At 60.4% G+C, this 14,649-nt stretch carries 11 protein-coding genes; 5 read left to right on the top strand and 6 right to left on the bottom strand.

The window, feature by feature from the left end:
- On the top strand, positions 1-4,729 hold a 4,729-nt coding region (locus HU806_RS12155; RefSeq protein WP_186611600.1), incomplete at its 5' end, for a beta strand repeat-containing protein.
- A gap of 140 nt (positions 4,730-4,869) precedes the next feature.
- On the opposite strand, the gene HU806_RS12150 is transcribed toward HU806_RS12155, so the two are convergent.
- From HU806_RS12150 to HU806_RS12135, 4 genes are all read right to left on the bottom strand, one after another.
- Positions 4,870-5,697 (bottom strand): hypothetical protein, encoded by an 828-nt coding sequence (locus HU806_RS12150; RefSeq protein WP_186611599.1) that lies wholly within the window; start codon positions 5,695-5,697, stop codon positions 4,870-4,872.
- 301 nt (positions 5,698-5,998) lie between these two features.
- A complete protein-coding gene (locus HU806_RS12145; RefSeq protein WP_186611598.1) occupies positions 5,999-6,394 on the bottom strand; it encodes a YbaN family protein in 396 nt (131 codons plus the stop codon).
- A gap of 8 nt (positions 6,395-6,402) precedes the next feature.
- Positions 6,403-6,990, bottom strand: coding sequence for a UPF0149 family protein (locus HU806_RS12140; RefSeq protein WP_186611597.1), 588 nt, complete (start codon positions 6,988-6,990; stop codon positions 6,403-6,405).
- A gap of 168 nt (positions 6,991-7,158) precedes the next feature.
- Positions 7,159-7,764, bottom strand: a complete 606-nt coding sequence (locus HU806_RS12135) for a TetR/AcrR family transcriptional regulator (protein WP_186611596.1) — start codon at positions 7,762-7,764, stop codon at positions 7,159-7,161.
- A gap of 131 nt (positions 7,765-7,895) precedes the next feature.
- On the opposite strand from HU806_RS12135, the gene HU806_RS12130 reads away from it, so the two are divergent.
- A complete protein-coding gene (locus tag HU806_RS12130; RefSeq protein WP_186611595.1) occupies positions 7,896-8,810 on the top strand; it encodes a DUF808 domain-containing protein in 915 nt (304 codons plus the stop codon).
- 64 nt (positions 8,811-8,874) lie between these two features.
- Here HU806_RS12130 and HU806_RS12125 read toward each other — a convergent pair whose 3' ends face one another.
- Both HU806_RS12125 and mlaY read right to left on the bottom strand, forming a co-directional pair.
- Positions 8,875-9,663 carry an MlaA family lipoprotein gene (locus tag HU806_RS12125; RefSeq protein ID WP_186611594.1) on the bottom strand — a complete coding sequence of 263 codons (789 nt, stop codon included), beginning with the start codon at positions 9,661-9,663 and terminating at the stop codon, positions 8,875-8,877.
- Positions 9,656-10,954 (bottom strand): lipid asymmetry maintenance lipase MlaY, encoded by a 1,299-nt coding sequence (mlaY, locus tag HU806_RS12120; protein WP_186611593.1) that lies wholly within the window; start codon positions 10,952-10,954, stop codon positions 9,656-9,658. The genes HU806_RS12125 and mlaY overlap by 8 nt, the downstream gene beginning before the upstream one ends.
- A 428-nt stretch (positions 10,955-11,382) precedes the next feature.
- Between mlaY and HU806_RS12115 the strand changes: the two genes are divergently transcribed.
- The 3 genes from HU806_RS12115 (at position 11,383) to actP (ending at position 14,431) form a co-directional block, all read left to right on the top strand.
- The gene (locus HU806_RS12115; protein ID WP_186611592.1) at positions 11,383-12,237 is read left to right on the top strand and encodes a glycine betaine ABC transporter substrate-binding protein; all 855 of its coding nucleotides are present in this window, start codon (positions 11,383-11,385) and stop codon (positions 12,235-12,237) included.
- A gap of 227 nt (positions 12,238-12,464) precedes the next feature.
- Positions 12,465-12,776 carry a DUF485 domain-containing protein gene (locus HU806_RS12110; protein WP_186611591.1) on the top strand — a complete coding sequence of 104 codons (312 nt, stop codon included), beginning with the start codon at positions 12,465-12,467 and terminating at the stop codon, positions 12,774-12,776.
- Entirely contained in the window at positions 12,773-14,431 is a 1,659-nt protein-coding gene (actP, locus tag HU806_RS12105) for a cation acetate symporter (protein ID WP_186611590.1), read from the top strand. The genes HU806_RS12110 and actP overlap by 4 nt, the downstream gene beginning before the upstream one ends.
- The last annotated feature ends 218 nt before the right edge of the window (positions 14,432-14,649 follow it).

The following is a 14,649-nucleotide window of genomic DNA, read 5'->3' as shown; positions in this document are numbered from 1 at the left end:
CGAGCAATTTGCTGTAGTGGTCACCGATGACAACGGCACCACCGCGAACGGCAACCTCGACGTGAACATCGTCGACGACTTGCCCCAGGCCGTGGACGACAGCAACGCCGGTACCGCTTCGGAAAGCAACCTGACCCTGACCGACAGTGTGCTGACCAACGACACCGAAGGCGCCGATCACGTGGCGTCCGGCCCGATCAATCCCGGCACCTTCACCGGTACTTACGGGACCTTGGTTCTCAACGCCGACGGTTCCTACACCTACACGCTGAACACCGCCGACTCGGATTTCAAAGGGCTGCACGGTGGCGGCAGCGGCACTGAAACCTTCACCTACACCCTGACCGACGCCGATGGCGACACCAGTACCGCGGACCTGGTGCTGCAAGTCCATAACAACGACGACCCGGTGATCATCACCGGTCTCGACACCGAAGGCGGCGAGCTGACGGTGCAAGAGAAAAACCTCGACGACGGCAGCAGTCCCGACGCTTCGGCGCTGACCCAAAGCGGCACCTTTACCGTGACTGCGCTGGACGGCGTGCAAACCCTGAGCGTCGGCGGCATCAACGTGGTCAGCGGTGGCGTCGCCGCCGGTTTCCCGCAATCGATCACCACCGCGCTGGGCAACACGCTGACCATCACTGGCTTCAACGCCGCCACTGGCGTGGTCAGCTACAGCTACACCTTGCTCGACAACGAAGCGCATCCCAATGCGAACGGCGCCAACAGCCTGGGCGAGCAATTTGCTGTAGTGGTCACCGATGACAACGGCACCACCGCGAACGGCAACCTCGACGTGAACATCGTCGACGACTTGCCCCAGGCCCACGCCGATTCAGCCTCGGTTGAGGAGGGCGGGACGGTCAGTGGCAATGTGCTGAACAACGATGAAGGCGGTGCCGATGGTCCTGCGGCGAGCGGTGCGGTCATCGGCGTACGGGCGGGCGGCGACACGTCGACCTCGGCCGTCGGCGGTCTCAATACCCAGATCAACGGCGCCTACGGCTACCTGACCCTGGATGCCAACGGCAACGCTATTTACCACAGCAACCCGAACGTCGTCAGCGCACCGGGTGCCACCGATGTGTTCACCTACACCGTGCGCGACGCCGATGGCGATGAAAGCACTACGACCATCACCATCGACGTGCATAACAGCTGCCTCGTCGCTGCGCCGGATCATGAGATCAGCGTCCATGAACGCGCGCTCGACCTCAACCAGGATGGCCAGGACCTGGCCCCCGGCACCGTCACTGGCAGCACGCCGAATGCCAGCAGCGAAACCGCCAGCGGCAGCCTCGTGGATGCGGTGACCGGTGCGGTCGGCGCCGTCACGTTCGCGCTGATCGGCAATGCCACCGGCGCCCATGGTCAATTGTTGCTCAACCCGGACGGTTCCTACACCTACACCCTGACCTCGCCCGCAACGACAGCGCCCGCCGCCAACGATGGCCCGAATGTGCTGAGCGAAAGCTTTACCTACCAGGCCACTGATTCACTCGGCAACACCGTCACCAGCACCATCGTCATCAACATCGTCGACGATGTGCCCAAGGCTCATTGCGATACCGCTGCGGTGGTGGAAGGCGGGACGGTCAGCGGTAATGTGCTGGACAACGACGTGTTGGGCGCGGACGGTGGCGCGGTGCTTGGCGTACGTGCCGGCAACGATACTTCAACGCCGGTCACTGGCGGCCTCAACACGCAGATCAACGGCACCTACGGCTACCTGACCCTGGACGCCAACGGCAACGCGGTTTATCACAGCAACGCTGACTCGGTCGGCGCACCGGGTGCCACCGATGTGTTTACCTACACCGTGCGCGATGGCGACGGTGACGAAAGCACCACGACCATCACCATCGATGTGCACAACAGTTGCCTGGTCGCCGAAACCGACCACGACGTCACCGTCCATGAAAAGGCCTTGGACCTGAAACAGGACGGCCAGGACCTCGCGCCTGGCACCGCCACGGGCAGCGAGCCGGGTGCCACCAGCGAAACCGCCACGGGCACCTTGGTCGGTTCGGTCACCGGCGCGACCGGCGCCGTAACGTTTACCCTGGTGGGAGACGCCACCGGCGCCCACGGCCAATTGCTGCTCAATCCCAACGGCTCCTACACCTACACGTTGACTTCACCGGCGGCAACCTCGCCCCACGCCAACGATGGCCCGAATGCGCTGACCGAAAGCTTCACCTATCAGGCCACCGATTCCCTGGGCAACAGCACTACCGGCAACCTGGTGGTGAGCATCGTCGATGACGTGCCCAAGGCGGTCGCGTCTGAACGTTCGGTCACGGCGACGGAGATCGATTCGAACCTGCTGATCGTGCTTGATGTGTCCGGCAGCATGAAAGATCCCTCAGGCGTGTCGGGGCTCTCGCGAATGGACCTGGCCAAACAGGCAATCAACGCTTTGCTCGATAAGTACGATGACATGGGCGACGTGAAGGTCCAGCTCGTGACCTTCAGCGGCAGCGCCACCGACCAGAGTTCCGTGTGGGTCGACGTAGCAACTGCCAAGACGTTGATCTCGGCGCTGAATGCGCACGGTGACACCAACTACGATGCGGCGGTGGCGGTGGCTCAGACTGCGTTCGCAACCTCCGGCAAACTGCCCGACGCACAGAACGTTGGCTATTTTTTCTCGGATGGCAAGCCGACCTTGGGCGAGATCGGCTCGGCGGACGAGGCCGCTTGGAAGGCCTTCCTCGACGCCAACAGCATCAAGAACTACGCCATCGGCCTGGGCAGCGGCGTCAGGGATATCCACCTCGATCCGCTGGCCCATGACGGCAGCACCCACACCGATACCGACGCCGTGCTGGTCACCGACCTGAACCAACTCAACTCGGTGCTTTCCGGCACCGTGCAAGGTGTGCCGGTCACCGGCAACCTGTTGGGCGAAGGCGGCTCGTTCGGTGCCGACGGCGGTTTTGTCAAAAGCCTGGTGGTGGACGGCACGACGTACAGCTACAATCCGGACGCCAACGGTGGCCACGGTGCACTGACTGCCAGCGGCGGGCTCAACCACGGCTCCTTCAATACAGCCACCAACACGCTGAGCATCGCCACCGACCACGACGGCACCCTGGTGGTGAACCTTGACACTGGCGCGTTCAGCTACACCTCGCAGACCACCGCCGGCACTCTGATCACCGAGCACATCGGCTACACCATCAGCGACAACGACGGCGACCTGGCCAGTTCCAACCTGGTGATCAAAGTCGTGCCCAACAGCCCTCCCGTGGCCGTTGAGGACAATGTCATCACCAACGTGCTGTCGGGCAATATCGTCATCCCCAGCGAACTCTTGCTGGGGAACGACAGCGATGCCAACGGCGATCCGCTCACCGCGTCACCCACGGGCTTCAATACCGGCTGGATCGCCAAGGGCGCGGACTTCACCGGCACCAGCGGCACCGCCAGTTTCACCGGCAACAATGCCCAGGTGATCAACCTCAACCGCAGTGCCTTCGTCGCCAACGCTGCGAGCATGACGGCGGTGCTGGTGGTCAGCGGCGCGCTGGGGTCGGTGTCGAACAACAACGCCAACGATGAAGACCGGCTCAACATCACGCTCAAGCAGGGCGAAACCCTGACGCTGGATCACAACCTCACGGCCGGTCGTATCGCCATGGAGTACTCGTTGAACGGCGGGCCGTTCATCGCGATCAACGATGGCGCCTCGTTCACCGCGGCAGCGGACGGCAATTACCAGATCCACGTCACCAACATCCCCAACCCCGGCAATGGCAACGCCAATGCCTCGGAAAACTATCAACTGACGATGACCGTCAACTATGCCGGCGCCCAGGACCACACGCCGGATTACCACGGCACTTACACCGCCAACGACAACCATGGTGGCAGCGACAGTGCCGGAGTCGGCATCAGCTACCAGGCAGGCCATACGCTTACCGGTACAAGCGGGGACGATGTGTTGCTGGCCGGCAGTGGCGACAACGTGCTCAACGCCGGCGATGGCAATGACATTCTCAGTGCGGGCACCGGCAACAACACCTTCAATGGCGGCGCGGGCGGCGACTTGCTCTACAGCGGCAGCGGCAACGACCTGCTCGACGGCGGCAGCGGCAACGACACCGCCAGCTACGCCCACGCCACCGCGGGTGTCACGGTGAACCTCGGCTTGCTGGCCACACAAAACACCCTCGGCGCCGGCAGCGACACCCTGGCCGGCATCGAAAACCTCGTCGGCTCGAACTTCAACGACACCCTCGCGGGTAACGGCGCGAGCAATCGCATCGACGGCGGACTTGGCCATGACGTACTCAATGGCGGCGGCGGTGATGACATCCTGATCGGCGGCCTGGGCAACAACACCCTGACCGGCGGCAGTGGCGCCGACACTTTCCAATGGCAAGCGGGCAACAGCGGCCACGACCTCATCACCGACTTCACCCCAGGCCTGGACAAACTCGATCTGTCCCAACTGCTATTGGGCGAAAACGGTAGCGCCGCGTCCCTCGACGATTACCTGCACTTCACCGTCACCGGCACCGGCGCATCGGTCATCACCAGCATCGACGTCAGCAGCATGGCGGGTGCCACGCCGAACCAGACCATTGACCTGGCCGGCGTCAACCTCGCCAGCCACTACGGCGTCACGCCGGGCTCGGGTGGAATGATCGGCGGCGCGGACACGGCGACCATCATCAATGGGATGTTGAATGATCATTCGTTGAAGGTGGATACGGTTTGAGGTGAGGTGAAATGACAAAACCCGGCGGTGTGCCGGGTTCTGTCTGCTCTTTGCTGTAGCCCTGTGGGGGCGAGCCTGGTCGCGAAGGCGGTGGGGCATGCGACCCGCTCACGCACCCGTAAATTAGAAATACCAGGACATTAGGGTAGGGAATCTCCAATCGGCAGGAGCTCCACCGCGCTGATGGCTTTGGTTTTTCGTCCGCCACTGCTGGCTTCTGCCGGGCATGCCAACAGTTCGACATCATCCAAATCGAAGGTGCCGCCGATCGAGGTAAACTTCAGGGTGAGATCGGTTACCGTAGAGCCTTGCTCAGGAGTAAAAGGTGCTTCATAGGTTCCCGCCTGAGAAAAATTGAAATTCTGATTAAATTCCGGGATGGAAACTTGGCCTTCACCGTAATAGTTGGTTATTTTGAACTTTACATGGGCCGACGCACCGGCCTTGACCGCAACGTGTTGAAACAGCGAACCAAAGTTGTCGAATTGAGCTCGACCATCAACACCTTTGACCATGCCGTTTTGCTCCCATTCGAGGAGTGATGAGTTGTCGAAATTACCATTCTTAATCAGTTGTACAGGTGTGCATTCAGCAGCCGGGTCAAAATACAATTCGACATCATCGAGGTCGTATGAATTGGAACCCGACGTAAAGGTCAACTCGGCATTTGCGCCCCTCTCAACGATAAAACTAAGCTCGTAAGGGCCCTGATTGCCGATGGCGTAGCTGGTGGCGGTTGACGATAGCCTGAGTACTCCGCCGGGGCCGTAAGAGTTTGGGATATTAAATGTGACCTTGACTGAGCCGGCCCCCGGCAGTTCGACGGCCTGGCTGAGACGGCCTGAACTTACGAACCTTGCACGCCCGTCCGCTGGCGTTACGCGATTTGCGCTCCATGAACCAAGATGCTGATCGAACGTTCCGTTCTTGATCAGGTTTTCACTATTGCTGATTTTAAGCAATGCCATGGTATGACTCCTTGTAAATGCCACTCTGCAAAGGACGCCCCTTCGTACCGAGTACGTTGATGAACAAGTAGGAGCGTCTATTACGGCGTGGAGTGAAGGGTGGGCCTTTAGCAAACCACCGCCGTGCGGGGCTGGATACTGTCAACGTTGACAGGTGTGAGGGGATTCGGACGATCGGTTCGAATGGCTGATTGATCAATACAACCATCAGGTTCAATCAGGAAATGGCGGATGCATGACCGGGGAGCAGTGTTAACAACCCGGTGAGTAAGCCCTTCGCGGTTGAAAGCCCCCGCACCGCTCACGGCTTGGGCAAGGTCTTCTGCCTGAGGATATAAACCGTCACCAGCACCGCGCTGGTCAGCATGAACACCCGCGCCCACGGGAGTGGCACCAAGTAGCAGGAAAAGAGGATGCTCACCCACATCAGTCCGATGGCGTAGACCTTGCCCTTGAGCGGAATGCCGTTGCCGCTGAGGTAGTCGCTGATCCACGGGCCGAGGCGGGGATGCTCGACCAGCCATTGGTAGAAGCGCGGCGAGCTGCGGGCGAAGCACGCGGCGGCCAGCAGTAGGAAAGGGGTGGTGGGGAGGACGGGTACGAAGATGCCGATGACGCCCAGCACCACGCTCAGCCAGCCGATGGCCAGCAGAGCGTAACGCAGGATCAGCGGGCGGTTGCCGACGGGCGCGGGCATCCGGTCACTCAGTGGTGGCGAGGCTTGAGGATCGCCGGTTTCTCGTCCGGGGCGTTGCACAGCAGGTAAAGGGCGGTGAGGGCTTCCGGGATCTGGACGATCATGTCGTCCATCAGGTTCGCGTCGGCGGCGATGTCGGAAAACTCCGGCTGCTCGTCGAACAGGCCGGAACCGACCATGATCGGCAGGAGCATTTCGCTGACTTCTTCCTCGGCGGTTTCGAACCAGGCGGCTTCGCGCAGGAACACGCCTTCCATGAAGCCGATGCACCAGCCGCGCAACTCCGAATCGTCCGGGTCGTCGCCCAGGTCCAGTTCGCACGGCAGCTCGAATTCTTCGTCGGACGCCAGTTGACGGGCAATGTGGGCCTTGAGGCCGACCAGCGTGGCTTCGATTTCGGCGCGCTGGGCTTCGTCGGCGTAGTGCGGCTCTTCGGCGAACAGGGCGTCGATCCATTCACGATCCGGCACCGATTCTGCGCAGATCGACAGGGCGGTCAGATAGCCGTGAGCGGCCACGTAATCCAGCGCCTCTTCGTGCAGCTCATCGGCGTCGAGGAAGACTTGCAGGCGGGTCAGTTGCTCAGCGAAGGACATTACGGGCTACCTTGGGGAATAAACAATGCGGGAATTCTAGGCCTTCTTGAGCGTCCAGGCCAGCCGCGTGGCGTATTTGCTTCCCGGCGGTGTGGCTGGACGCGTCGGTAGCTCACCGCAGGTCGCAGGTAGGGCGCAGGTTCGGTGGCGATGACGCAACGCGGTATATCAGTCGGGTGCGCAGCCCTTGAGCACCAACCGAATAATGGTCTGTGCCGCCGCTTCATAATCGGCTTCATCGAGCTTGGCTTTGCCGGTTACCGCGCTGATCTGCCAGTCGAAGTCGGCATAGGTCTGGGTGGCGGCCCAGATGCTGAACATCAGGTGGTTAGGGTCGATGGGGGCGATCTGGCCGCGGTCGATCCAGGTCTGGATGCAATCGATGTTGTGCCGGGCCTGGGCGTTGAGTTGCTCGACGACGTCGGCGCTCAGGTGCGGGGCACCGTGCATGATTTCGCTGGCGAAGACCTTTGAAGCGAAGGGCAGGTCGCGGGAAATACGGATCTTGGAACGGATGTAGTGGCTCAACACCTCGCCCGGCTCGCCGTCGGCGTTGAAGGGCGTGGAGGCCTGTAGGATCGGCTCGATGATGCTTTCCAATACCTCGCGGTAAAGGTTTTCCTTGGATTTGAAGTAGTAGTAGACGTTGGGTTTGGGCAGGCCCGCCTTGGCCGCGATGTCGCTGGTTTTGGTCGCGGCGAAGCCCTTGTCGGCAAACTCTTCGCTGGCGGCACGCAGGATCAATTCTTTGTTGCGCTCGCGGATAGTGCTCATAAACCCTGGGGTTCCTTGCCGGTTCTGGCGGTGGCGCATGGTAGCACCGGGCTCGCGCGGCGCTCAAGAATGCCCATGGAAGCACCGCTCGCGCTATGCTGCGCAGCATTATTTATTCAAGGAGCCCCTTCATGGCTGGAAGCAGTTTGCTGGTACTGATCGACGATATCGCCGCCGTTCTCGACGATGTCGCGCTGATGACCAAGATGGCGGCCAAGAAAACCGCTGGTGTACTCGGTGATGACTTGGCGCTCAATGCCCAGCAAGTGTCCGGCGTGCGGGCCGAGCGGGAACTGCCGGTGGTCTGGGCGGTGGCCAAGGGATCGTTTATCAACAAGCTGATCCTGGTGCCTTCGGCGCTGGCTATCAGTGTTTTCGTGCCCTGGCTGGTGACGCCGTTGCTGATGGTCGGCGGCGCCTACCTGTGTTTCGAAGGGTTCGAAAAGCTCGCCCACAAATTCCTCCATAGCAAGGCTGAAGACCAGGCCGAGCACGCGCAATTGGTCGAAGCGGTGGCCGATCCGGCGGTGGATCTGGTGGCCTTCGAAAAGGACAAGATCAAGGGCGCGGTGCGCACCGACTTCATCCTCTCGGCGGAAATCATCGCCATCACCCTAGGCACTGTCGCCGATGCGCCGCTGACCCAGCAGGTCATCGTGCTGTCGGGCATTGCCATTGTCATGACCGTCGGCGTCTATGGCCTGGTGGCGGGGATCGTCAAGCTCGATGACCTGGGATTATGGCTGACCCAGAAGCCAGGGCAGGCGGCCAAAAGCATTGGTGGGGCCATCCTGCGCGCAGCACCCTACATGATGAAAAGCCTGTCGGTGATCGGCACGGCGGCGATGTTCCTGGTGGGCGGGGGCATCCTGACCCATGGCGTGCCGGTGGTGCACCACTGGATCGAAGGCGTTGCGGCGAGTGCCGGTGGCGCCGGGTTCATCGTGCCGATGCTGCTCAATGCGGTGGCGGGGATTGTCGCGGGGGCGGTGGTGCTGGCGGGGGTGATGGCGGTGGGCAAGGTCTGGAAGACCTTCAAGAAGTAGAGCAGGCGCACTTCAAACCACCGTGGGAGCCAGTCTGCTTCCACGGTGATCGGTCGTCTGACGGTTACTCGGCGATCTGCAACTTCCGCGACTCGGTATACACGTACCGCACCTTTTCATACTCGAACGGCGAGTTCAGCTGGCCGTAGCGGAAACTGGTCTGGTAGCGCTTGTCCACGCCACGCAAAAGCAGCAGTTCCGGGTGGTTGGAACTGACTTCAGCGACATTCAGGAAGTTGATCGCCGACTCGGCCGTGTAGTCCACCAGCAAGCCCGAGGTATCGCGCAGGTTCGACGGGCCGAAGATCGGCAGCACGAAGTACGCGCCGCCGGGCACGCCGTAGTAGCCCAAGGTCTGGCCGAAGTCCTCGCTCTGGCGCGGCAGGCCCATGGCCGTGGCCGGGTCCCACAAGCCGGCGATGCCTACGGTAGTGTTGAGCAACAGTCGCGCAGTGGTTTCCATTGAACGCTTGCCCTTGAATTGCAGCAGGCTGTTCATCAGGTTCGGCACGTCTCCCAGGTTATTGAAGAAGTTGCTGACCCCGGTGCGCACGAAGCTCGGCGTGACATAGCGGTAGCCATCGACGACAGGCAGGAAGACCCATTGGTCGAAGCGGTAGTTGAAGTGATAGACGCGACGGTTCCAGGATTCCAGCGGGTCGTAGACGTTCAAGGCGTTCAGGGTCGAGCGTTCGAATTCGCGTTGGTCCAGGCCGGGGTTGAACTTGAGCTTGGTCAGCGGTTCCTTGAAGCCGTCCGAATCCACCACCACGGGCGCATTGGCCTTGCTGTTATCGGCGTGGACCATGCCAGCGCTCATTAATGCGGCAATAAGCAGAAGGTATTTAGCCACGGAAGAACTCCAGCATGGCGTCGCTGTTGACGCGATAGTTAAGGTTGCCGCAATGGCCGCCCAGTGGGTAAACCGTCAGGCGATCACCAAAGGTCTTGCGCAGGAAACCCAGGTCGCCCGGGCCGAGAATCACATCGTCGGCGTTGTGCATGACCGCGATCTTCGGGCTGGCCTGCAGATAATCCTTCAGGGCGTAGAGGCTGACCTGATCGACCAGTTGCAGCAGGCTGCCGCCGTCGGTGCGCGCGCGCCACATCGGAATCACTTGCTCAGTCAGGTAGCAGTCGAAATCGCATTGCAGCGCGCGCTTGAGGAACGGTGTCAGGCTGGTGCTTTCAGTGATAGGGAACTTGGGCGGGATGATCAGACCGCGACGGTTGATCAAGTCCGAGGTAAACGCGATGTCCGCCGCCGAAAAACGGAACGAGGTGCCGATCAGCATCGCCATCTGTTCGTTGGTCAGGTGTTGCTTGGACTGCTGGAAGTCGTAGAGCAGGGCATCGTTGAGGTCGATATAGCCTTTCTGTTGGAAGTAGCGGGTCAGCTTATTCAGCACCAGTTCATAGAAAGTGGTGCTGCTGTTGATGCCCTTGACCTCGGTCTGGACCAGTTTGTCGAGGTTGGTGATCGAGGTGTAGAGGTTCACCGGCGGGTTCAGCAACAGGACTTTCTTGAAATTGAAGCTGCGCCGGGTTTCGTCCAGGTGCGCGACGAAGGCTGCATCCAGGGCGCCGAGGCTATAGCCGGTCAGGTAGTACTCGGTGACGGGCAGCTTGGGGTTCTGCGCGCGAACCGCTTGCATCACCCGGTACATGTCTTCGGCATCTTCCTTGGTGATACCGGGGGTGGCGAAGCGCGAAGCGGCACTCATGAAGTCGAAGCTGGTGGGCGATGACAGCTGCACCACGTGATAACCGGCCTTGTAGTAAAGACGTTTGAGGTACTCGTTGAGCGTGCTGTCGTACCGTGCGCCGGTGCCGGCGATCAGGAAGATCAGTGGCGCGGGTTTGTCCTGGGTAGCCATGCGGTAAGTAAGGCTTTTCACCGGCCAGAAGTTGTCCGGCAGGATGAATTCGCGCTCCGGGCGCAGGGTGAGGCTGTGGTCCGACTGGTCGATGTCCTCGTTCAGCGGCAGCTCCGGGCGCAGGTCCGGCGGCGTGGTGGCAATGGTCGCCTCGAACGGGTTGGTCAAGGGGTAGCCATAGCTGGCGGCATCGACATCCACCGCCAGCGCGGACGCACTCAGGATAAGGCCGCCGGCGAGGGCAGCGAAGCGCAAGGAACGGAGCATGTCTGGATCCCTTAGAGGAAGGTGCCGGATGAGGTTCGCAGCCTATGACCACCGAAGCGAAGCCAAGTGCCATGATGGGCGCAAAACAAGCGCGAACGGGGTGCGATAGTAGCGGGACGATACACGTAGCAATGTGGTGGGGGCTAGTGATCTTGCGGCTTGCTCGGCTCAGACATGCAAGATTTGATCGAAATCTGCGGGCTGAAACACCTGGGATGGCCTGCTGGCCTACTGATGTCGTTTCTCGTTGCCTCAACGTCGCAGGCAGAGCAGGTTCCAGATCGGCACGGGTTGATGATCGACGGGTCAGTACTCCGCTGGCGTTCGGACCGGTTTGCAGGCGAGCGTGATGGGGGCGCTGTGCACCATAACAATACGTTGACGCGGCTCGGCATCCGCCGGGCGCAGCACTTTCGGGGAAAGTAACGATGAAGATGCGACGACTCTTGGGCGCAGGTGCCGCACTGGTACTTGCGATCAGCTCTACCCTGGCCAGCGCCGAAACCAAAACCCTGAGCATTGGCTACGTTGACGGCTGGTCCGACAGCGTCGCGACCACCCACGTGGCCGCCGAAGTGATCAAGCAGAAGCTCGGTTATGACGTGAAGCTGCAAGCGGTGGCGACCGGGATCATGTGGCAAGGCGTGGCCACCGGCAAGCTCGACGCGATGCTCTCGGCCTGGCTGCCAGTGACCCACGGCGACTATTGGACCAAGAACAAGGATCAGGTGGTCGACTACGGCCCGAACTTCAAGGACGCTAAAATCGGCCTGATCGTGCCGGAGTACGTCAAGGCCAAGTCGCTCGAAGACCTGAAGACCGACGACTCCTTCAAGAAGCGCATCGTTGGCATCGACGCCGGTTCAGGCGTGATGCTCAAGACTGAACAGGCGATCAAGGACTACGACCTCACCGGTTATCAACTCAAGGCCAGTTCCGGCGCCGGCATGATTGCCGAGCTGACCCGTGCCGAGAAGAAGAACGAATCCATCGCGGTCACCGGTTGGGTTCCGCACTGGATGTTCGCCAAGTGGAAACTGCGCTTCCTGGAAGACCCGAAGGGTGTCTATGGCGCGGCTGAGACTGTAAACAGCATCGGTAGCAAAGGCCTGGAAGCCAAGGCGCCGGAAGTGGTCGCGTTCCTGAAGAAGTTCCAATGGGCTTCGAAGGATGAAATTGGCGAAGTGATGCTGGCGATCCAGGAAGGTGCCAAGCCTGACGCCGCCGCCAAGGACTGGGTCGCCAAGCACCCGGACCGCGTAAAAGAGTGGACCGGCAAGTAATCGGCTTGCTCTAGCTGTTACAAAAACCGCCTGGCCTTGGGTCATGCGGTTTTTTTTCGTCCGTAATTCCTCGATTTTCCGTTCCCAGGGAAGGCGGATTGCAAAAATGAACGGGAAACTGGCAAAACCGTCATGTCGTTCTAATACTAAGGTCGTCTGGAACCTGGCCTTGAGCCGCATAGAGTAGAGTTGTTCCAACTTAAATCTGTGCTGCGAGGATAAAAACAATGAACGACAGCATTTACCTCTCGATTCAAAACAGCCCGCGCTTCAAGGAGCTGGTGAGAAAAAGGGAAAAGTTCGCCTGGATTCTCTCGGCGATCATGCTAGGGCTTTACTCCGGCTTCATTCTTCTGATCGCCTACGGGCCGCACATTCTCGGGGCCAAAATGACCCCCGAGTCCACCATCACTTGGGGCATCCCCATCGGGGTTGGCCTGATTCTCTCGGCTTTCGTCCTGACCGGCATCTATGTGCGACGCGCCAACGGCGAATTCGACGACCTGAACAATGCGATTCTCAAGGAGGCTCAGCAATGATCCGGCGTCTATTGGCTCTATTGAGCATCGCAGCGTTTGCACCGGGTGCCTGGGCGGCTGATGCCGTGGCGGGTGCCGTGCAGAAACAACCCCTCAACGTCGCGGCTATCTTGATGTTCGTGGCTTTCGTCGGCGCGACCCTGTACATCACCTACTGGGCATCCAAGAAAAACAACTCGGCGGCCGACTACTATGCGGCCGGCGGCAAGATCACCGGCTTCCAGAACGGCCTGGCAATCGCGGGCGACTACATGTCGGCGGCGTCCTTCCTGGGCATTTCCGCGTTGGTGTTCACGTCCGGTTATGACGGCCTGATCTACTCCATTGGTTTCCTGGTGGGCTGGCCGATCATTCTGTTCCTGATCGCCGAGCGCCTGCGTAACCTGGGTAAATACACCTTTGCCGACGTGGCGTCCTATCGCCTCGGGCAAACCCAGATCCGCAGTCTGTCCGCCTGCGGCTCGCTGGTGGTGGTAGCGTTCTACCTGATCGCGCAAATGGTCGGTGCCGGCAAGCTGATCCAGCTGCTGTTCGGCCTGGACTACCACGTTGCGGTGATCCTGGTCGGCATCCTGATGTGCCTCTATGTGTTGTTCGGCGGCATGCTGGCGACCACTTGGGTACAGATCATCAAGGCGGTGCTGTTGCTGTCGGGTGCTTCGTTCATGGCCCTGATGGTCATGAAGCACGTCAACTTCGACTTCAACATGCTGTTCGCCGAAGCGGTCAAGGTTCACCCTAAAGGTGAGGCAATCATGAGCCCCGGCGGCCTGGTGAAGGATCCGATCTCGGCCTTCTCCCTCGGGCTGGCGCTGATGTTCGGTACCGCGGGCCTGCCACACATCCTGATGCGCTTCTTCACCGTGAGCGACGCCAAGGAAGCGCGCAAGAGCGTGCTGTACGCCACTGGCTTCATCGGCTACTTCTACATCCTGACCTTCATTATTGGCTTCGGCGCGATCCTGCTGGTCAGCACCAACCCGGCCTTCAAGGACGCGGCAGGTGCCTTGCTGGGCGGTAACAACATGGCGGCGGTGCACCTGTCCAACGCGGTTGGCGGCAGCATCTTCCTGGGCTTCATCTCGGCGGTGGCGTTCGCGACCATCCTGGCGGTGGTAGCGGGCCTGACCCTGGCGGGTGCCTCGGCGGTGTCTCACGACCTGTATGCCAGCGTGATCAAGAAAGGCAAGGCCAACGAGAAGGATGAGATTCGCGTCTCGAAAATCACCACCATCTGTCTGGCGGTCCTGGCGATCGGCCTGGGCATCCTGTTCGAGAAGCAGAACATTGCGTTCATGGTGGGCCTGGCGTTTTCCATCGCGGCGAGCTGCAACTTCCCGGTACTGCTGCTTTCGATGTACTGGAAGAAGCTGACCACCCGTGGCGCCATGATTGGCGGCTGGCTGGGCCTGGTCAGTGCTGTGGGCCTGATGGTGCTCGGTCCGACCATTTGGGTGCAGATCATGGGTCACGAGAAGGCGATCTTCCCGTATGAATACCCTGCGCTGTTCTCGATGATCATCGCGTTTGTCGGCATCTGGTTCTTCTCCATCACCGACAAGTCGGCTGAAGGCGCCAATGAGCGGGCGTTGTTCTTCCCGCAGTTCGTGCGTTCGCAGACTGGCCTGGGTGCGAGTGGGGCGGTGAATCATTAAGAAGCAGCGGCAAGTTCTGAGCTGCAAGCTGCAAGTTAGAAGCAGCGTTATGTAGAGAGATACCCCTGTTGAGAGGCAGGGGTATTTTTTTGCTTTTGCTTTTGCTTTTGCTTTTGCTTTTGCTTTTGCCTTTGCCTTTGCCTTTGCCTCTGCTTGCAGCTTGCAGCTTGCAGCTTGCAGCTTGCAGCTTGAAGCTTGAAGCCAACTAAACCCCAGCC

It is taken from the genome of Pseudomonas sp. SWRI154, assembly GCF_014268645.1.
Classification (GTDB): Bacteria; Pseudomonadota; Gammaproteobacteria; order Pseudomonadales; family Pseudomonadaceae; genus Aquipseudomonas; species Aquipseudomonas marvdashtae.
This window is presented reverse-complemented; position numbering and strand designations above follow the sequence as displayed.